The organism is Thalassoglobus neptunius, assembly GCF_007859735.1.
GTDB lineage: Bacteria > Planctomycetota > Planctomycetia > Planctomycetales > Planctomycetaceae > Thalassoglobus > Thalassoglobus neptunius.
This window is the reverse complement of the sequence record NZ_SIHI01000022.1, coordinates 15,255-35,427: the sequence shown is the minus strand read 5'-3', so window position 1 is coordinate 35,427 and position 20,173 is coordinate 15,255. Positions and strand designations below refer to the sequence as shown.

General features: G+C 52.6%; 12 protein-coding genes. 4 read left to right on the top strand and 8 right to left on the bottom strand.

From position 1 onward, the window contains the following. The first annotated feature begins 201 nt into the window (after window positions 1–201). Window positions 202–1,278 (top strand): ZIP family metal transporter, encoded by a 1,077-nt coding sequence (locus KOR42_RS19385; protein ID WP_146511494.1) that lies wholly within the window; start codon window positions 202–204, stop codon window positions 1,276–1,278. Window positions 1,279–1,619: 341 nt separating this feature from the next. Next, window positions 1,620–2,477, top strand: a complete 858-nt coding sequence (locus tag KOR42_RS19380) for a transporter (RefSeq protein WP_197441361.1) — start codon at window positions 1,620–1,622, stop codon at window positions 2,475–2,477. 95 nt (window positions 2,478–2,572) lie between these two features. Here the strand turns inward: KOR42_RS19380 and KOR42_RS19375 are convergent, their stop codons facing one another. The 6 genes from KOR42_RS19375 to KOR42_RS19350 all read right to left on the bottom strand — a co-directional run bounded on the left by KOR42_RS19375 (window position 2,573) and on the right by KOR42_RS19350 (window position 11,655). Next, complete coding sequence (locus tag KOR42_RS19375) at window positions 2,573–4,066, bottom strand: sulfatase (protein ID WP_231741015.1); 1,494 nt, start codon at window positions 4,064–4,066, stop codon at window positions 2,573–2,575. 99 nt (window positions 4,067–4,165) lie between these two features. Beyond that, window positions 4,166–6,772, bottom strand: coding sequence for a DUF1588 domain-containing protein (locus KOR42_RS19370; RefSeq protein ID WP_146511492.1), 2,607 nt, complete (start codon window positions 6,770–6,772; stop codon window positions 4,166–4,168). Continuing rightward, complete coding sequence (locus KOR42_RS19365) at window positions 6,760–8,067, bottom strand: DUF1552 domain-containing protein (RefSeq protein WP_146511491.1); 1,308 nt, start codon at window positions 8,065–8,067, stop codon at window positions 6,760–6,762. Before KOR42_RS19365 ends, KOR42_RS19370 begins: the two co-directional genes overlap by 13 nt. A gap of 189 nt (window positions 8,068–8,256) precedes the next feature. Beyond that, window positions 8,257–9,186 (bottom strand): alpha/beta hydrolase, encoded by a 930-nt coding sequence (locus KOR42_RS19360; RefSeq protein WP_231741014.1) that lies wholly within the window; start codon window positions 9,184–9,186, stop codon window positions 8,257–8,259. A gap of 122 nt (window positions 9,187–9,308) precedes the next feature. Next, the gene (locus KOR42_RS19355; protein WP_197441366.1) at window positions 9,309–10,724 is read right to left on the bottom strand and encodes a sulfatase; all 1,416 of its coding nucleotides are present in this window, start codon (window positions 10,722–10,724) and stop codon (window positions 9,309–9,311) included. Between the two features lie 304 nt (window positions 10,725–11,028). Continuing rightward, complete coding sequence (locus KOR42_RS19350; RefSeq protein WP_146511489.1) at window positions 11,029–11,655, bottom strand: TetR/AcrR family transcriptional regulator; 627 nt, start codon at window positions 11,653–11,655, stop codon at window positions 11,029–11,031. Window positions 11,656–11,963: 308 nt separating this feature from the next. On the opposite strand from KOR42_RS19350, the gene KOR42_RS19345 reads away from it, so the two are divergent. Continuing rightward, the gene (locus tag KOR42_RS19345; RefSeq protein WP_390620904.1) at window positions 11,964–13,265 is read left to right on the top strand and encodes an efflux RND transporter periplasmic adaptor subunit; all 1,302 of its coding nucleotides are present in this window, start codon (window positions 11,964–11,966) and stop codon (window positions 13,263–13,265) included. Further along, window positions 13,262–16,615, top strand: coding sequence for an efflux RND transporter permease subunit (locus tag KOR42_RS19340; RefSeq protein ID WP_315861343.1), 3,354 nt, complete (start codon window positions 13,262–13,264; stop codon window positions 16,613–16,615). The genes KOR42_RS19345 and KOR42_RS19340 overlap by 4 nt, the downstream gene beginning before the upstream one ends. A gap of 29 nt (window positions 16,616–16,644) precedes the next feature. On the opposite strand, the gene KOR42_RS19335 is transcribed toward KOR42_RS19340, so the two are convergent. Both KOR42_RS19335 and KOR42_RS19330 read right to left on the bottom strand, forming a co-directional pair. Further along, window positions 16,645–17,895, bottom strand: coding sequence for a cytochrome P450 (locus tag KOR42_RS19335; RefSeq protein ID WP_197441359.1), 1,251 nt, complete (start codon window positions 17,893–17,895; stop codon window positions 16,645–16,647). A gap of 271 nt (window positions 17,896–18,166) precedes the next feature. Beyond that, entirely contained in the window at window positions 18,167–20,170 is a 2,004-nt protein-coding gene (locus KOR42_RS19330; protein WP_146511486.1) for a SulP family inorganic anion transporter, read from the bottom strand. Window positions 20,171–20,173: the final 3 nt, after the last annotated feature.

Below are 20,173 nucleotides of genomic sequence, written 5' to 3'. Positions count from 1 at the left end.
GCTGGTTTGCAAAAGGTAAAGCCGGTCTTTCTACCCCGAAGTCACGGCGCCGCAGCGATTCGAAATGCTTCCGCGATTGTTTCTGAAACTTGATACTTTTTGCAGTTCTTGTGCGATTCAAGACGCAGTCGCTTGCATCCGCATCGAATCAGTCCTAAGAGAGTCGTTCTTGCGTTTGAATTTTGATAACAGGCGGCGAAGATGGACTTATGTCGACTTAACAGGTTTTCCTCGGTCATTTTGCCGACGTGGATCGTTCTCCTTGTCGCCATCGGAGCGACGCCGACATTCGCCCAGTCGGTCGATTCTCACGATCATGACCACGCACACGTCCATGAAAACGAAGATGGGCACGATCACGGGCATGACCATTCTCCCGCAGAAGGAAGTGACCCGATTCCAACCAAAGTCTGGTGGTTGATCGTCGTTTACAGCTTGCTGATCGCTTGTTCTTCATTGTCCGGCGGAATTCTCCCCGGACGTATTTCTTTAACTCACACGCGGATGCAGCACGTGATCAGTCTAGTGGGCGGGCTCATGTTGGGCACGGCGATTTTCCACCTGCTTCCCCATTCGCTCTATTACATGGGAAGTCAGGGAGTCGAAACCGTGGCGCTGTCGCTCATGGCCGGTGTTGTGACGATGTTCTTTCTGCTGCGTGCGTTCCACTTCCATCAGCATGAGTTCCCGGAGAACGCAGATCCCAATGAGATCGCCAAAGCAGCGGAAAGCGGAACGCACGAGCACGATCATTCGGACTGCGGCCACACTCATCATTCTCAGAGTGTTCACGAAATGAGTTGGGTTGGGGTCTTTATTGGACTTGCGATTCATACGATCATCGATGGGATTGCGTTGGGCGCAAGCGTTCAGGCGGAGGCGGGGCATTCGTCGGCGATCGGGCTTTTCGGGTTGGGGACGTTCGCTGCGATCGCTCTCCATAAACCGTTGGATGCGGTCTCGATTACGACGCTCATGGTTGCTGGCGGATGGTCGAATCGGTCTCAGTTGATTGTCAATATTGCCTATTCTCTCCTGTGTCCGATCGGAGCGGTTGTTTTCCTGTTTGGGATTTCTTCTTTCGCTGCGGAGTCGACCACGGTGATTGGAACAACGCTCGCGTTTTCCGCAGGAGTGTTCCTGTGCATTTCGCTCAGCGATCTTCTTCCAGAAATGGAATTCCATTCGCACCACCGTCGAACTCTCTCAGCAGCTCTGCTGTTTGGCATTCTGGTGGCGTGGCTTATCCGTTTTCTTGAGCCGGCTCACATTCACTAGTCTGAGGATCGGGACTGAAATCGAGTTCATTGACCGCGATGGCTGTCGCATTGAGTCAAATAAATGTTCAGTCTTGCTGAAATGCGACGTGTAATCTGAGGGCACGTTCGCTCTGCACGCGAGGGCACAAGATCCTCGTGATCGCTACAACCGGCATCCTCCGAAATAGTGTCGAGCGAGTTCCGGCTGCCCGGTCTTCCCGTGGAGTTTGGACCGTTCGGATCCGATCAATGTGAAAAGAACCGCACGTTCGATTGTAGAGATAGCGCACGTTATTACTCTTGACGGGGTTTCCCGCGACCTCTGTCTCTGGCTGAGATTTCCACAAGGACGCGATGTCGATGAATCAATCCACTCAATGGAAACTTCTTCTGCTGATCGTCCTTGCCTCGTCCTCGAACCTGCATGCGGGTGAAGATTTCTGGTCTCGATCGGCAATCTTCGGAAGCGGCGGCGAGAGCGAACGGGAAATGGAAACAGATCGTGATTCGTTCACGCCAGCGACGACAACTGTTCCCGGGCAAATGACGATGATTGAGTCGGCCTGGTCGTTTGTCGACAATCCAATCGTGTCTGACACGAACAGCTTCCCGGAACTTCTGGTGCGTCACGGTGTGAGCGACTGGCTCGAAGCACGCTTCGTCGTCAATTATGAAGTGGGCGGGGCTGGCAGTTCTGTGACGGGGGGATCGAATTCTGACTTGGATTTCGAGGAAGAAGATGCTGGTGAAATCGAACGTGAATCGTCCATCAGCTACGGTCTGAAAGCGGCCCTCACCCAACAAGATGAGTGGATTCCGGAAAGTGCATTCATCCTTCAGGCTTCAACGCCAATGTCTGGTCCGGAGACAGCTACGAGCTTTGTTTCCACTTACGTGATTGGATGGCGGCTTGCGAACGATTGGCTCTGGGATTCGTCAATTCGCTACGGTTACGGATCGGCGGAGGGAGATCACTTCAATCAATGGGCTCCATCGACTGTTCTCAAGATCCCATTCGCTGAACGTTGGAACGTTCACGCCGAGTACTTCGGAGTCTTCTCGGATGGTCAGGAGCAAGAGACTGTCCGTCACTTTGCAAGTCCGGGCATTCACTGCCTTGTCACCGAGAATCTCGAAGTCGGGATTCGTGTCGGATGGGGACTAAATCGACAGTCGGCTGACTTCTTCTCAAATATCGGGTTCGGCTGGCAGTTTTAGGGACACGCAGGTTTGGGTGCGCTCGCTTGAACTGATCAGCATTGGTGACCGCTGAATTGGCCCGCGCGACATCTTCGAGCTGAGGAGAAGCTGGTTTACGGATTCGCAGTCGTGCCAGTTTCGACACGGACTCCTGTTGCGGATTTCGCACACAACTCGGCCAGGTGTGGAAGAAATATTGCATACGATGGATCGGCAGCGACATTTCGAGTTGCTCCGGGATTAGTCTTGAAGTCAATCAGTTCAATCGCATCGAGCTCACCCGTGGTTCGATTTCTCCAATCTGTGTAACGGAACCGTTCGGTCCGAATACTGGTGCCGAGCATCGGGATTCTGGGAGGTTTAGATTTTCGATACTGGCTGAGTGCAGCCTGCTTCCACTCTCGGTGAGGTTCTTTCAGGACCGGGACGAAACTTTGACCCTGACAGTGTTCGGGAATGTCCAGATTGGCCAACTCACTCAGCGTCGGGAAAATGTCAACGAACTCGACGAGCGCGTTCGACTTCTGCTTTTCCGGAATTCCGGGTGCGGAGACGATCAGAGGAACTCGTGTTGCGATTTCGTAGTTTGTGTGTTTGCACCAGTCTCCAAAGTCGCCGACATACCATCCATGATCACCCCACAGCACGACGATTGTGCTGTCCCGGAGGTTGAGACGTTCGAGTTCGTCAATCAGTTTACCAACTTGTGCATCGGTGTAGCTGACTGCAGCGTAGTAGCCGTGAATTAGTTCAGCGGTCAATTCGTCATCGAGATACGGCACATCGTTCGGGATTCCCGGATAGTTTTTGAGCTCTCCCCAGCCCGATCTCGCATATTGAACACCATCGATGACGTCTTCTCGAGAAGGGATCTGAATGGATGCACGATCGTATAATTCCCAATATTTCGCCGGGGCATTGAATGGGAGATGAGGTTTCAAGAATCCGACCGCGAAGAAGAACGGTTTGTCCTGCTCCGCAAGATGCTGCATCACTTTGACAGCTCGGTCAGCTGTGTGTCCGTCGGCGTATGCGTCATCGGGAACGTCTCCTCCGTTCTCAAACGCAGGACCTGATTTCCGGTTGGAGTTTGCGGGTCGCTGATTTGGCAGCGGGACTCTCGGCAGCACATATCCTTTGCCTTTGGTGCGATCGGCAGGTGCAATGCGATCAGCGGAGAGGCTCCAACCTTGCGGGTCATCTGTTCGAGAGTGATACACTTTTCCGAGAAATGTGGTTTCGTATCTATTGTTACGGAAGTGCTGCGGGAGGGTCAACACATCGGGCATCTTGGCGCGAAGTGGAGTCTTGTAGTCCCAGCACTGCGTCGTTTCCGGACGACATCCACTGAGAAGACTGGCTCGCGATGCTCCGCAAACGGCGATTTGACAATATGCTCGATCGAATCTAACACCTGACTCCGCGAGCCGGTCAATGTTCGGGGAATGAATGTGATTCGCCCCGTAGCACGCCAGTTCCGGACGCAAATCGTCCACGGCGATCATCAAAACATTGGGACGATCCGCCGCATCTGTTTCAGAGCGGAGACTGCCAACGATACAGAGGAATGTGATTCCCAGCATCAACGTGCGAGCATTACTGGTCATTGTCATATGGAGATCCTACTGATCGACACGACGGACAGTTTGAAGATTTTGGGCAAGCGATCGCTATGGAGTTTTGCTCTGCGAGTGAAACGCGCGAAGTTATTTGGTTCGAAAGATCGGGGAGTCAATCAGTTCGAGCAACAACGTCTTCAGGCGAACGTCTTCCCCTTCCTGTTGATCGATGATCTCTCCGACCAGCGTTCTTTCTCGATAGCTCAGTGAGCGGCCTGTTGCGTAGGTCAGCAGTTTCTCAGACAAACATTGCGTGAACGGTTTCGGATTTTCGATGAGCCATTCTTTCAGGTCGGACACATTTGAGAGCGGAGATCCGTCCGGAAGCGTTCCGCTTGCGTCGACTTCCAGGCCGTTTGTTGTCCGAACCTTGCCTCCCGTTTCGGTGTAGACCGGATAGGAGGTTCTCCATCGTCCTACGGGATCGAAATTTTCCAATACAAAGCCGAGTGGATCAATTTCACGGTGGCAACTCGCGCAACTTGCTTCCTGCATATGTGCTGCGAGGCGTTCCTTCGGCGAGTTTGCACCGCGAGTGTCTGGCGTCAGTGCCGGAACGGCGTTGGGAGGATCGGGAGGAGGCGAACCGAGTATGTTCTCAAGGACCCAGACTCCGCGCAGAACCGGTTGTGTATCGACTCCGTTTGCAGTCGCCATCATCACCGCTGGCATGCAGAGCAATCCGCCTTTATTGGATAATCGAGGGACGGTCACGCGCGTTAATGTGCTCTCGTTCTTCTTCGATTTCTTTGACGCAACGTCTGCAAACTCGTCCAGTTGATAGATCTCTTTTGCGACCAGTTCGCTGGTGAAAACAAAGTCGGGAGCGATTAAGTCCTTCACAGGCAGATTGTTGTCAAGAACCCACCAGAACGTTTCCGTGACCTCTTCCATCATCGCGCCGCGATGTTGCTTCGTGAAGTTGCGAATCAATCGGTTGTCAGGCATCAGACTCTCGATGGCAGAGAGGCCGAGCCATTGTTTCGGAAAGTCCGAAGCGAAACGACGGTCGATCAAACGTTCCGCTTCCGAAAGCAAGACTTCGCGTTGTCGAAGAACGTGCGTTTCTGCCTTCTTCATCAACTGCTCATCGGGAGGACCGGCAGTGAGGAAATAGGACAATCGGCTTGCCAGTTCGTAGTCGTCGAGTTCTCCTGTTCCGATGCTGCGATACAGGAATGACGGAGAAATGAGCGCCATGCGAACTGCGAGGTGTAATCCGTTTCGAAGTGAACCTGAGCGAGCATGTTCATTGAGAGTGATCTCGACGAACTCCTGCGCTTCTGCCGGAGAAACGGGACGACGAAAGGCTTTTCGAAGGAAACTCGTAAAGAATGCCTCCAACGACTGACGATCCGTTTGTCCGTCGAATTCGCCCATCAGCTTCATGCGGCGTCGTTCTCTCTGTTCATCCTCACGGTCAGTTTGCGGGTTGAGTGCCCCGGTGATGCTGACATGATGAATGGCGACATAAGGACCTTGTTCAAAGAACCGGTAGACGAGGGTCTCCCCTGAACCGACCGCGTTGCGAGCCATTTTCTGGATGACTTTTTCCACCTCAGCATCTTCAATCGTGAGGGGTTCCCCGCTCATTTCTGCTGATTCAAGAACCTCCCGAACGCGTTGCCAACCGCTCCCGCCTCGAGCTGGGGTGCCGACCTCCGCCCATGCTGCGGCGAGTTGTCGGTCTTCTTGAAAGAGGTCCGCGAGGAACTTCTGGTAAATGTTCTTGTCGTCGTAGTTGAGGGGTCCGTTTGGGTAACGGAAGAACAACGATTCTCCTCGGTCGAGTTGAATGTCGAATTCGACCGTACTCCGTTCTGAATGTCCAAGTTCGAATTCATGGAACTCTTTAAGCGTATCTCGAAAATCTCGCATCGCTTCGATTCGCAAGATCGGGGTTTTCTCACACCCTTCAGTCGACGAAGCAGTCACTTGAACTCGGTAGGTACCTCGCTGCGGAGCGACGAAACGTGACGGCCATGTCGCATGGCGGCGAGTGTTCTTTCCGGAAGACGCCAGTCGCATTGCTCCATCGATATAACATGCCGAGGAGTAGCTGATCGTGAGATCGCCTGCTGCGACTTCGTATTGCCTGGAAGGAACGATGGGACGGGGAGGTGCAAAGAACGCGTAGGCGACCACTGCTGCTGTTTCGGCGAAGGCTTCAAAATGAGAAGGCGAAATGACCAGCGCGTCGCCCTGATTGTCAAAACCGTGTTGAATGTTGTCCCGAGGAAAGCTGTTAGGAAGTTCGAAGTCTTCGAGATCGAAGAGAGAGGCGATCGAATTGCGATATTCGCGCCGGTTCAATCGACGAAGCGGAGTTCCTCCAACGGGGCTGTTCTGACTCAACTTTTGATCAAGCCAACTCAGCAGCAACTCTCGATCCTGGGGAGTGAGCGCGGTGCCTTCGGGAGGTGGCATGATACGCTTGGAGACCATCGTCAGGACTTTCTCCCACTCGACTAAAGAGTCGGGGACTGACCAGTCAACGTTGTTACCGTCAAGCCGAAGGTTTCCTTCTGCATAATCCTCGCTGTGGCAATCGGTGCAATACGTTTGAAGCACGACCTGAACAGGCTGCGGAATGTCTTCAGCAGCGCTGGTGACCGAAATGCCGAGAACGAAGAATGACCAGAAAAACGTGAGTAGTGATCGTTGTTGCTGGGACCAGTTCTTCATGTCGTCCATTCTCGAAATTCTCCCGACGCATTCGAAAACGTCCCTGTTTCGATTCCGAGTTGATTGAGGAGAGTCACATAGAGTTCGCCAAGGAGCGGGGATTTTTCGTCACTTGGATCAACAGAAACGTGTTGCCCATGTCGAAATCCTCCGCCAGCGATGATCGTCGGCAGGTCGCGATTCGAATGTCGACTGGAATCGCCCATTCCCGTTCCGAACATCACAATTGTCGAGTCGAGAAGTGGTCGTCCTTCCTGATCCGTTTTCTCCTTCAATTGGGAAATGAATCGGCTGAGACACTTCATGTGTTCTCTCTCAACGCGGATCAGGTCACGAACCAGATCAGGATCGTTTCCGTGATGTGACAACGCGTGATAACCCGCGCGAAGTGTTGATCCGTCGAGGGTAAAGACCTGTCCCAGACCGGCGATGAACAGTGTGAGCACTCGAGTTGAGTTTGTTTGAAGAGCGAGAGCCATCAGATCGAACATGATCTGCTCACACTCCAGCATCAATGTCGGGGCAACGGGATCATAAGGAGGCAATTCGTAGTCGACTTCGATTGTGCCACTCGCCAAATGATCGAGTTGACGGCCCATTCTGAGTTCCAGTTCCCGGAGCGACGTGAAGTACTCATCCAGCTTGGTCTGATCGGTTTGGCTGACGGTTTGTTTTAATCGCTTCGCTTCTTCACGAACGAGATCGAGTGAACTTCGCCCGGAACGAAGAAGATATTCTGAGCGGGCCCGGTCGTCTTCTGTCGAAAACAATTTCGAATAGATCACACTTGGCCGGTTGATCATCGGCAACGGAACGCCTGTCCGTGTGTAGACCATTCGCTGTTGTGGGATGTCTCCGGCACAGAGCTGAATCGATTCAAATCGCGTCGATCTTCCAACTTGCTCTGCGACAACCTGGTCGAGAGTCATGTCGCCGACGTTTTTCCCGCACAGGTAGTTGTCCCAGTTTTTATGACCATTGCCTGCCCGATGATCCAGTCCGGAGAACAGGGTGAAATCGTTGCGGTGTGCAGCCAACTCTTCCAGCAACGGAGTCATTTCATAATCACGCCCTGTTTGTTCCGGGTAAATCGCGGGGCGGTAGAGTCCGAGATTTGAACCGACGCAAACGAGGTTCTTAGCGGGCGCGGTGGATGAGACGCGAAGTTCGTCCCCGGAATTTTGCTCACTGGCGACAAGTTGATTCGAACGCGGAACAGACTCCAGGAGCGGGAGTGTCAATGACGCACCAGCTGCCTTCAAGAAGTGTCTTCGCTGAAGGGAGGGAGTGGACTTGGTTGTCATGGGGCAACTCGACAGTGTAGAGATCGGGGCGGGAAAGAACGTCTCTCAATATGGTGGGTCTTAAAGGTATCGACGTTCTCCGATGTCAAATGTTGACCCAGATTCGGAGGTGGCGAAACCCTCAATACTCTCCGGGCAGGTTTTTTCGTTGGGACTGATCAGTGCAGCGCAGGCGTCTTTAAGAGTGCCTCAACGTTCTTTGGATGATTCACTTCGGCAAGCGAGAAAGAATTCCCCAATTTTGTGGAGTTGTTCGTCCTTGAAGAATGATTTTCCGCCGTGCCCTGCCCCATCGAGAACGATCAGTTCGACGGGGAGATCTGCCGACTGATAGAGTTCAAGAATGCGTTCACTCTGGTCGAGAAGAACGGTCTTGTCCGCCGTACCGTGAAAGATGAGGAGTGGGGGATCGTCTGAAGTGACATAGGTGGCTGGGCTTGCTTCGGATTCCATTTCAGGAGCGACCTTTCCGTGCTTCAGTCCGCCCAAAAGTGCAAAGCTGCCGGACTTTGTTGTGTAAGCGCGATCCGGTTGAGTTTTTCCACGAAGAACGAAGTCGGAAGGACCGAAGAAGTCGACGACTGCTTGAACACGTGAGGATTGATCAACGTTTCCTCCGACGGTCCCTTCAAGCGACTCAACATCACCTGAGGTTCCCAGGAGCAAAGCGAGGTGACCGCCCGCTGAACTTCCTCCGACTCCGATCCAGCTTGCGTCGTAGCCGTAATCATCCTGATGAGCGCGAAGCCATCGGATTGCGCCTTTGCAGTCATGGATCTGGGCGGGGAAAATCGCGGTATCCGTAAATCGGTAGCTGAGGCTCGCGACAGCGTATCCATCGTCAACGAAACTTTGGAACTTGGGGTTCTTCTTGGATCCCGCACGCCAGCCTCCTCCGTGAATCCACACGAGCAGCGGAGGAGAGTCGACATTCTCGGGAAGCATGAGATCGAGAGTGAGGTCTCTCTCGCCCACCGTGGCGTAAACAAGGTTGCGATAAGTTGTCTGCTTCTCCGAACGTTTTGATTCGTTGACCTGCGGAGAGTCGTCTGCCTGACAATTCCATCCACTCATGACGGCAAGACAGAAGACCAGAAGACGGATGTTGGGAGAATACATGTTCAATGAAACCTCTTCATAAGGTGATGTCAGAGATCGCTTTTTGAATCGTCGAGTCAGGTGCGCATCGAAGGGTGTTCAGAGTCTGAATGCCTCCAATTGATAGCGGCACCCTATTCAATTCACTTCTTGCCGAGTCGCTCATCCAGAACCTGATTAAGGCTCTCAACAATTTCCGGGTGTTGATCCGCAATGTTCTCGGTCTCGCCAGCTTCCGAGTTCTCATCGTAAAGCTCAAATTCGCCTGACGAGTGTGCAATGAGTCGGTAGTTGTCGGTTCGAACTGTCCCTGCTTTTCGGAAGTAAGAAATGGCCGGATGTCCTTCGAGTTCCGGGGAATCGATCCATGGGCGAAGAGAGACGCCGTCGACGTCATCCAGAATTTCGATTCCCGTCAGATCGCAAACTGTTGGGAACACATCGATTGTTTCGACGATTGCATTTGTGGATGCGCCGGGCTGAGGCATTCCCGGGTAGGAGATAATGAGCGGCGAACGCAGCGACTCCTCGAAGAGGGTGTGCTTGCCCCAGACTGCATGCTCACCAAGATGCCAGCCGTGATCTCCCCAGAGAACAATCACGGTGTTATCAGTGAGTCCAGCCTGTTTTAGTCGCTGCAGCAGTTTCCCGACTTGAGCATCTGCGTAGCTGACGCACGCTGCATAATGTCGTCGAACTGCGAGAGCAAAATCGGCGTCGAAGTTCGGATCTCGTCCCCATCGATGATACTTCATGAACTCGCCCGAACCGTGCCATGTTGTCTTTCCGACCGGACGCGCAGGGTGAGGAATTTCGGGGAACGTCGCATCCGAATAATGCGTCAAATATTGTTTCGGCGCTCCGAATGGGAGGTGGGGACGCAGGATACCGACTGCCAGAAAGAATGGCTTAGGGTCAGCTGCCAATTCATCGATTTGCTCCAGTGCCGTCTCAATTGTGATACCATCTGGATAGATTGCGTCGGGGCCCTCCTCTGCCTGAAAGACATCCATCTCTTTCGCGTTTTCGCGAATCTCTCCATGGGCCAAGCCGTGCATCCATCCTCGAGGATGCTGCCACTGACCTGCGGGAAGAAGGTGACGATCCCACGAGTTCGGCATCTCAGGTTGGTTATCGTCATTCCAGTCCGAGCCCCCTCGACCTCCCGGGTGATGTGACACCTTCCCGACTGAGACAGTTGTGTATCCATGTTCCCGGAACCAGGCAGGCATACTCGGGGAGATCGACTCTGGTTTCGCGAGCAGTTTCTTCGCTCGATCAAAAATGGCGTTGTTGCTGGCTCCCCCGTACCGACCGGTCAACAGCGTGTAGCGCGAAGCACCGCATGTCGGAGCCTGAACGTAATGTCGATGAAACGCCCGTCCACGCTGGGCGAGTTGATCAATGTTTGGGGAGTGAATGTGGTTCGCGCCGAAGCTTGCCAACTCCGGTCGCAGGTCGTCGATGCAGATCAGAAGAACATTTCTCGGTGCTTCTTCTGCGGACAAGTTGGGAATGAGAGAGAGAAGTAGGAGTGGAACGCTGAGGAGTCTGAACATGGGCATGGTTGGGTGGGGACAAGAAGGATAAAGAGAGCTTGATGTTCGTTTGAGGATGACACTTCATGCACGAAAGAGCAATGCAGCAAGCGGTAAGAGCATTGGACCGATCGACCGGAATTCTCGAATCAGTTCGAACACTTTTTTGCTAATTGAAAGTGTCGAGAACAAATACTTTCGGGGAGCACGAGTGGCGGTCACGGTGAGAGAGTTTTTCACACCATCGGCGTTCCATCCATTCGCTCTTATTCTAGGTGGGCAACAGCGTTCATTAAGAAAGCCGATGCAGATGATCTTCGAGCACCTACCGAATGGCATATTCATTCAGAAACATTGAGACGGTCGACTCGACGACACATTTCCGAATGGCTTTCGACGGAGCGGGATGACCTCCGATCAAGCGTGGCCAAAGGACACCGGCATTGAGCAGTCCGACGAATTGTCGAGCAGCGAATTTCGGGTTGTGAACGGCAAGACGTCCGTCCTCTGTGGCGTCATGAAACCACTTTAGAATGACACCTTGAGAAGCATAGAACTCGCAATATGTTGACTTAGCGACGTCGACGGAGCGCAGGCTGAGCGGAATGGAGATGCGTGCGAAAGAAACGAATGCGGGAGAACAAAGCTGTTCGACCTGCATTGTTGCAATCGTCTCTAGCTGAACCTCAAGTGGGGACTCAGTGTCATACTCGTATTCGATGTCAGCGATTTGTGCGAAGACTTCTCGACGAATTTCCGCGAAGAGCATTTCCTTACTGCAGAAGTGGTTATAAACCGTCCGCTTGGAAACTCCTGCCCGCGCCGCGATTTGATCCATGCTCGTGGATTCGAAGCATCCGGCATCAAATTCCAGAATGGCTGCATCAAGAATGGCCCGCCGTTTCCGATCAGAAACTGACTGTTTTTTAGGGGGGGTATTGCTTTCTCCCATGTCTCCTCTCAAAGGCCTTTACAATTTGGAACTCGTGCGTAAACTATACCGTGTAGTTTACTCTCAGGCAAGTCATCTCAACGATGTCATGATTGTATCGAGGCATGATTTATGCCTGCAAGTGCATTTGCAACGCTCGGAAATGTAATGTAATCGAGCAAGCTGACGGCTCTCTGTGTCGTTTTCTGTAGGACTCTTCAAGTATGCGAACTTTGTCTGTTGTCGCTCCTTTTGCGTTGTTGTTGTCGTTCTTGATCAGTGGATGTCAATCTGAGTCAGTTGAGGTCCCCCCTCCCCCACCTCCGACGATGACTGTCGCCGAACCGGTGCAGAAGCGGATTGTGGAATGGGACGCGTATACCGGTCGCCTGGAACCCGTCGATTTTGTTGAAGTGCGAGCCCGAGTGAGTGGCTACCTTCAGACGATTCACTTCGATGAAGGTCAGGTTGTTCAGGAAGGCGATCTCTTATTCGTGATCGACCCAAGGCCATTTGCCGCGGAGTTGAATCGCGCTGAAGCCGCCGTCAGACAAGCCCAGTCTCTCTGGGTGGAAGCACAGGCAAAGCTCAAAGAAGCGATGGCGGACAAGCTGCAGTCCGACGCGCAGCTTGGACTGGCCCAAACCCGAGTTCAACGGGCGCGTCGACTTGCTCAGAACAATGCGACTTCGCAAGAAGAAGTTGATCAGCGGGAAGCGGAATTCTTACAGGCTCAAGCGGATGTAGAAGCAAGCAAGGCGGGAATCAGCTCTGCGGAAGCTGCCATCGAAACGGCACAAGCAGCGGTCGAGTCTGCACAGGCAGGAGTCGAAACGGCACAGCTGAATCTTGAATATACACGCGTCAACGCTCCAGTGAGTGGGCGAATCAGTCAGAAGTATGTGACCGAAGGAAATCTTGTCAGCGGCGGCACCGCAACATCGACATTGCTCACGACCATCACTTCGGTTGATCCGATCTATTGCGTGTTCGATGCGAATGAGCAGGAGGTGCTGAAATACACCCGGCTTGCACTTTCCGGAAAGCGGGCGAGTTCGCGAGACGCGAAAAACCCGGTGTTTCTCGGGATCGTCGACGAAAAAGGATTCCCGCATGAAGGGCACATGGATTTTGTCGACAACCGCATCGATCGAGATACTGCTTCCATGCGAGCCCGTGCTGTTTTCCCGAATGAAGACAAAGTCCTCGTTCCGGGGATGTTCGCTCGAATTCGAATTCCTGGAAGCTCGGCGTATGAGGCGATTTTAATTCCCGATTCTGCCGTTGGGACCGACCAGTCGTCTCAATTCGTCTATATCGTCACTGACGGAATCATCGAGCGTCGATCGGTGGAGCTTGGTCCAATTGTTGACGGGCTGCGAGTCGTTCGGGAAGGCCTCGAGGGAGGCGAACAACTTGTGATTGAGGGAATGATTCTGGCCAGACCGGATATGGAAGTTCAGACTCAACCGGGCGAAATCAAAGTCGTCGAAGATGGGCTTCCGGACGACTATCAACCGTTGCCGCCGGAAAAGTGGATCTCTCCCGAGCCTGATCAACTGCCACAACCATTGTCTTTCAGATTGAATCAGAAGCGTGCTGAGTCAGAGCAAGGAGGCGAAGTCCAATGAAGTTCCCACATTTCTTTATTGAACGCCCCATCTTTGCCTCCGTCCTTTCGTTTCTGATTTTATTGGTCGGCGGAATCACGTATTTCTCGCTGCCTGTTTCGCAGTATCCGAATGTTGCTCCTCCAACCATTGTTGTGAGGGCCAGCTACCCCGGAGCGACACCGGAAGTGATCGCGAATACGGTTGCGACACCGATTGAACAGGAGATGAACGGTGTCGACAACATGCTTTACATGGAGTCGTCTTCCAGTGCTGACGGCACAATGCAATTAACGGTGACGTTTCAGCTTGGAACGGATCTCGATGACGCACAGGTCCTCGTGCAGAATCGTGTCGCCATCGCCGAAACTCGATTGCCCGATGTGGTCCGCCAGATCGGTGTGACAACCCTGAAGCAGATCCCTGATATGCTTATGGTTGTTCACCTGAACTCTCCAGATGAAAGTCGGGACTCACTTTATATTAGTAACTTTGCTTTCCTCCAGGTCCGTGATGCATTGATGCGTCTCGATGGCGTCGGCGATATTCGTATTGCTGGGGGAAATGAATATGCCATGCGGGTTTGGCTCGACATTGAGAAAATGACTCATGTCGATCTGACAGCCGGAGATGTGATTCAAGCGATCCGCGAACAGAACGTTCAAGTCGCAGCTGGGGTGATTGGGCAGCCTCCCACCGACGACGCGGGGGCGTTTCAGCTAAATGTTACGACGACCGGACGACTGAAGGACATCGACGAATTCGGTGAGATCATCGTTAAACGCGGTGAAGACGGACACGTGACTCGACTCAGCGATGTTGCTCGCGTCGAATTGGGAGCACAGGACTATTCTCGTTTGAGTTATCTGGACGGGAAACCCGCGATTGCGGTTCTCATCTATCAACGTCCAGGAACCAACGCCGTTGACACTGCCGCTGAAGTGAAACAGAGAATGGCAGAATTGCGGGAAAGCTTCCCGGAAGGTGTCGACTACGAAATTGCCTACAATCCGACTGATTACGTTGAAGAGTCGATTGAAGAGGTGTTTGCGACACTGTTAATTACAACCGTCCTCGTCGTATTTACGGTCTTTACTTTCCTTCATCACTGGCGACCAACGATCATTCCTGTGGTTGCGATTCCCATCTCTCTCATCGGAACGTTCGCAGCCATGCAGTGGCTCGGCGTGACTTTGAATACGCTTTCACTGTTCGGATTGGTGCTCGCGATCGGAATCGTCGTGGACGACGCCATTGTGGTCGTCGAGAACGTGGAACGGCTGATTGCTGAGGGATTAAAGCCGCGAGAAGCTGCGCATAAAGCGATGGATGAAGTGGGCTCTGCCCTCATCGCGACGACGCTGGTTTTGATTGCGGTGTTTGTTCCCACCGTTTTCGTTCCCAGCATCAGCGGAAAGTTCTATCAACAATTCGCGTTAACAATTTCGATTTCAACGGCGATCTCAACATTCGTCTCATTAACATTAACTCCTTCGCTGTGTGCTTTGTTGCTGAAGCCCAAAGACGCCCCCAAGAATCGTGCTGGGCGGGTGATGGATTTCATGTTCGGTTGGTTGTTTCGTTCCTTCAACTGGACTTTCGATCTGACAAGTAACATCTATGCGAAGATGATCTCCAGTCTGATTCGAGTTTCGGTTGTTGCGATTGCGCTTTACGTCGGGCTTCTCGTTTGTACGTGGTACAGTTTCGGAATGGTGCCTGCCGGATTTATTCCGGAACAGGATCAGGGTTATCTTATTGTGAGTATCCGTCTGCCTGATGGTGCTTCGCTTTCAAGAACAGATGAAGTGACGAAACAAGTCGCCGAGATTGGAAGCAAGATTGACGGAGTCGCTCACTCGGTCGGAATCGTGGGGCTTTCCGGTTCGACATTTACAATTAGTCCCAACGCTGCCGTGGCATTTCTTCCGTTGGAAGATGCGAAAGAGAGAGCCGCGAGGGGGCGTGGAGCGGACGTCATTGTCAGTGACATGCGCGCCGCTGTCAGTAAAATTAATGAAGCACAGGTCTTCATCATTCCGCCACCTCCCGTCCGGGGGATTGGTCGCGGTGGCGGATACAAAATGTACATTCAGGACCAAAGCGGTGCTGGGTTGGAAGCATTGAATGACGTCACTGAGAAGATGGTCATTGATGCCAATCAGCAACCTGGACTCGTTCAAGTCTTTTCGAACTATCGGTTGAGTGTCCCGCAAATTTATGCGGACATCGATCGAGTCAAAGCGCAGATGCTCGATATTCCAATGAGCAATGTGTTCGACGCATTGCAGGTTTATCTCGGCTCCACTTATATCAACGATTTCAATTTGCTCGGGCGGACTTATCGCGTTACAGCGCAGGCCGAACAGGAGTTTCGTGATGAACCATCGGACATCCTGAGGCTGCGGACACGAAGTGCGAAGGGCGATACCATCCCGCTGGGATCAATCGTTGAGGTTCGACGGACTGTGGGACCAGACCGGCTGGTGAGATTTAATCTTTATCCGTCAGCAGACATTAATGGTGCAACCGTTCCGGGATATAGCACTGGACAGTCGATTGAGTCGCTGGAAGCTCTCGCAGACGCGAATCTTCCACCGGGATTCGGATATGCATGGACAGAAATCGCCTATCAGGAGAAACAAGCAGGAAACACTATTGTCTTCCTGTTCCCGCTCGCAGTTCTGTTTGTGTTCCTGACCCTGGCTGCCCAGTATGAGAGTTGGTTGTTGCCGTTGGCGATCATTTTGATCGTTCCGCTCTGTTTGCTGTTTGCCATTCTTGGAATCTGGTATCGAGGAATGGATAACAACATCCTGACGCAGATTGGCTTTATCGTCCTGGTCGGACTGGCCTGTAAAAATGCTATTCTGATCGTGGAGTTCGCGAAGCAGGAAGAAGACTCCGGAAAAGATCGTTTTCAGGCGGCCGTTGATGCGTGTCGAATGAGATTGCGTCCGATTCTAATGACAGCTTTTTCGTTCATTTTGGGAGTGATTCCACTTCTCATTGCGACTGGTGCCGGGTTTGAGATGCGTCGGGTTCTGGGAACTGCTGTGTTCAGTGGAATGCTCGGCGTGACATTCTTCGGACTGTTTTTGACTCCTGTTTTCTATGTTGTCCTTCGACGCTTTGCCCGTAAACCGGATGTTGCAGTCGCTGGTGGCGATGGAACCTCAGTGTTGGCAACCTCAGCGTTGGCAACCTCAGCGTTGGCAACCTCGGATGTGGCTGCATCGTCGAATGCGATAGCTGTCGCGACGGAACAGCAGGCAGAAACGAACTCTGATAAGCTCTCAGAATTTCCGAAAGAGATTCCAAAGATCGAAGCCGCTACGTCACCCTCAGAAAATTCGAATCCTGAGTCTTAAGTCGCGGTCGGAGAATTGAAGGCCGAGTTCTAAAAGCTTGCCTGAGTCGGCGACTGAGAGAACTTCAACGGAATGTTTTGAAAGCATCGCAGGTTGTAGTTCTGCTGATGCCGAAGGTCTTGTGTTTTGACTTTCATTGACTCCATATGTGGAAGCAATGTGCGGAAAGCGATCGTGGCTTCCATTCTCGAAAGCTGCGATCCAACGCAAAAGTGTGGTCCGTGGCCGAACGCGAGGTGATGGTTGTTCGGCCGCGCGATGTCAAATTCATCGGGACTCGGAAATCGTTCGGGATCCCGATTGGCAGAACCGAGCATGACGAGCACAAGGTCTCCCGGTCGAATCGTCCGTGAGCCGATGGCGACTTCTTCGAGAGCGATTCGCCCGACAAACTGAAGCGGGCTGTCGTAGCGAAGACATTCTTCGACAGCACTCGGAATGAGAGACGGGTCTTTGTTCAGTCGTGACAATTGATCGCGGTTTTCAAGGAGCGCGATCAATCCATTGCCGAGAAGATTGGTCGTCGTTTCATTTCCTGCGGTGAGCAGCAACATGCAGTTTGCTATCAACTCATCATATGAAAATTCCGCGTCTGTCCCTTGCGACTGGACCATCAGTTCGAGGAGTGTCATATCCGCTCCGGGAGCGATTCGTTCCGCCTGATGGCGAAGATATTTCCGAAACGCATCGACACTTTGAAGACCTCTCTGAAGTTGCTCGTCCGTGATCTCCGCGTAGAAGTTCGTGGCCACAAACGCAAAGTCGTCGCACCACGCTTTGACTTGAGTGCGGTCTTCAATCGGGATTCCAACAAGTTCGGAAATCACCATCACAGGAAGTGGAATGGCGAAGTCTACGAGGAACTCCATCTTGCCGAGGTCGACTGCGATTTCGAGGAGGTCATCCACACGATACTGAATGACAGACTCCCAGCGCTTCATCGCCGAGCGTGTGAAAGCATCGTGGACGATTGCGCGAAGGTGTTTGTGAGTCGGTTCATCATGCTGCAACATCAAGTGGCTTAGATGATCGAAGAGAGGTTCGAACTCTGGCATTGGGTGAAGCTTTCGACCCACTGCGATCCGATCCGATGAAAACCGATGGTCGTTGAGAACGAACGCAACGTCTTCGTATCTCGTGAGGACCCAAGCTTCAAGCCCTTCGTCCCAGTGCACCGGATCCGTCTTTCGAAAGACGGAATAGATCGGGTACGGATCTTCGAACATCGCCGGTTGGAAGAAAGACGTACTTGGTTTGAGTGAAGCGATGCCGGCCTTCATAGTGATTCTCTCAGTGGAAACACAATGTGACCGGCAAGTCATTGTGTACGACTTGATCTTGATCGATCGAAGACAAATTCGAATTGGTTCACCGTTTGGTGAGCAATTCGGAAGTCCCGCTCTTCAAAGAATTGTCTGGCCGGCCCCCAAACTCTCTGAGTCGAACAGATTAACGTAGCGACCGCATCAGAATCAATCATCCCCCGGGCAGGGAATGGAATTGTGGGACCGAAGCGTTCTTGACGTCCGGCGAATGAGAAGGCGTTCTGGCTTACATACTGGTGGAATGTTCGACGATTTGAGAATTGTTCGCTGGGTCGAACTGGTCTCTCCGAATGACGTCCACTGTTTCAACGCAAGCAGTGACCGGATGTCTCGGAAGCACATCTTTTCGTAGGAATTCGAGAACGGATTCGCACGTTTCGCCCGTCATGATGACTTCGATTCGAACGCGTGTTTCCGAAATTGCTGTCCCTTCGGCAATTCCCCGGCGTCCGACTCCGCGACACGTCACCGATGTGAATCCAGTTGCGCCCAAAGCGACAAATTGTGATTCGAGCCACTCTTCAAGGTCGCTCTCAGCGACGACGGTCAATCGCCGCATCATCGCAAGACCGCGTTTTCGAGCAGCGTAGGCATTGTTGGCCAAGGGTTGGAGTGAGTCGAGGCCATGAACTTCGAAGGTCAGCCCTTCGTTTGTGAAGTCTCGCTCGATCTCATGCAGCTTCTCCATCACGCTGTGGTCGACGAGTTTGGTTTCGGAGACATCGATGATGAGATTCCGTCTTTGGACGAGTCCAATCTCTTCGATCTGGCGTTTGAAGGGAATCCAGTTACTGAAGACTGCGGATTCACGCGCCAGGATGAGGCTCGTCTGATCATCAATCTCCTTCACTTCAATATAGGGCTTGAACAGCGATCGAATGGGGACACCATTCGCAAGGTGGATGATCAATTTGAGAACGATACCTGCCGCAACACCGATAAGTAGGTCGGTCGCCAGAACGACAAGCAGAGTCGTCGTGAAGATTGCAAGTTGCTCTTTTCCAATCCTGTAGACCTGCACAAATTCCGTTGGGTGAGCAAGCCGGTAACCCGTATACACCAGCATGGCAGCGAGTGCCGCGAGCGGAATTCGATGTAAAACCATTGGGATCAGTGCAACACAGGCGAGCAGAAAGACTCCATGCCACAGATCGGCGAACCGGGTCCGGGCTCCGTTATCGATGTTGGCCTTGGACCGCACGATTTCGGAGATCATGGGAAGACCTCCGACCATGGCCGCCAGCAAGTTTCCGATCCCGACAGCTGTGACATCCCGATTCATATCGGTCTTGCGCTTCCACGGGTCGAGGACATCAATTGCCTTCGCGCTGAGAACAGACTCCAGACTTCCGATGATGAAGAACATGATCACCCATTTCCATGCCTTCACTTGCGATAACACACCGAACTCGGGAGTGGTGATATCGTTGAACATTCCGAAGACTCGGTCGGGCATCTTGACCAGATACTGTTCCCCGAGTTGGTATTGATGTCCTTGCAGTGTGTAAGAGTGCTCATGCAACAGGTCGAAACCCATTCCCATCGGAACGGTCACGAGCAGAACGATCATCGGAGACGGGATTTTCTTCAGGAATCCCATCTTCTTTCCGGCAATCGGCCAGAGAAACATGATGAGCAGGCTTGTTACACCAATTGCCGCAATTGCCGGATTGGCTTCGAGGATGTAATGCGGAAACTCCCTGAGCATTTCGAGCGGTTCACCGCCTGCCGAGACGCCGAGTGCGACCGGGAACTGTTTAATGATGATGATGACGCCGATCGCGGCCAGCATTCCATGAACTGCGGAAATCGGAAAGAACTCTCCCAGAATTCCCCCGCGAAAGAGGCCGAAAAGAATTTGAATGACCGCGGAAGCAGCACCGACGGCCAGTGCAGCTCGGTACGCGGTCAGGTCGGCATCCGTCCAGCCATTCGTCATTCCGTTGCCGCCAAAGTCTTCAATACATCCGATCGCAATCACAATCAGACCGGCAGCAGGACCTTTGATTGTCAGCTCGCTGTTGCTGATGAAGGTGGTCGTGAATGCGCCAATGATCGCCGTAAAGATTCCCGCAATCGGAGGAAATCCAGAAACGACGGAGATTCCCAGGCACAGCGGAAGTGCAATGAGAAAAACGAGAAACCCGGACAACATGTCCGAATTCCAGTAGGTCATAAATCCCTGACGGTTGCCTCGAGGGACTTCCTGAATGTTCGAGTTGTTGTTCATGAT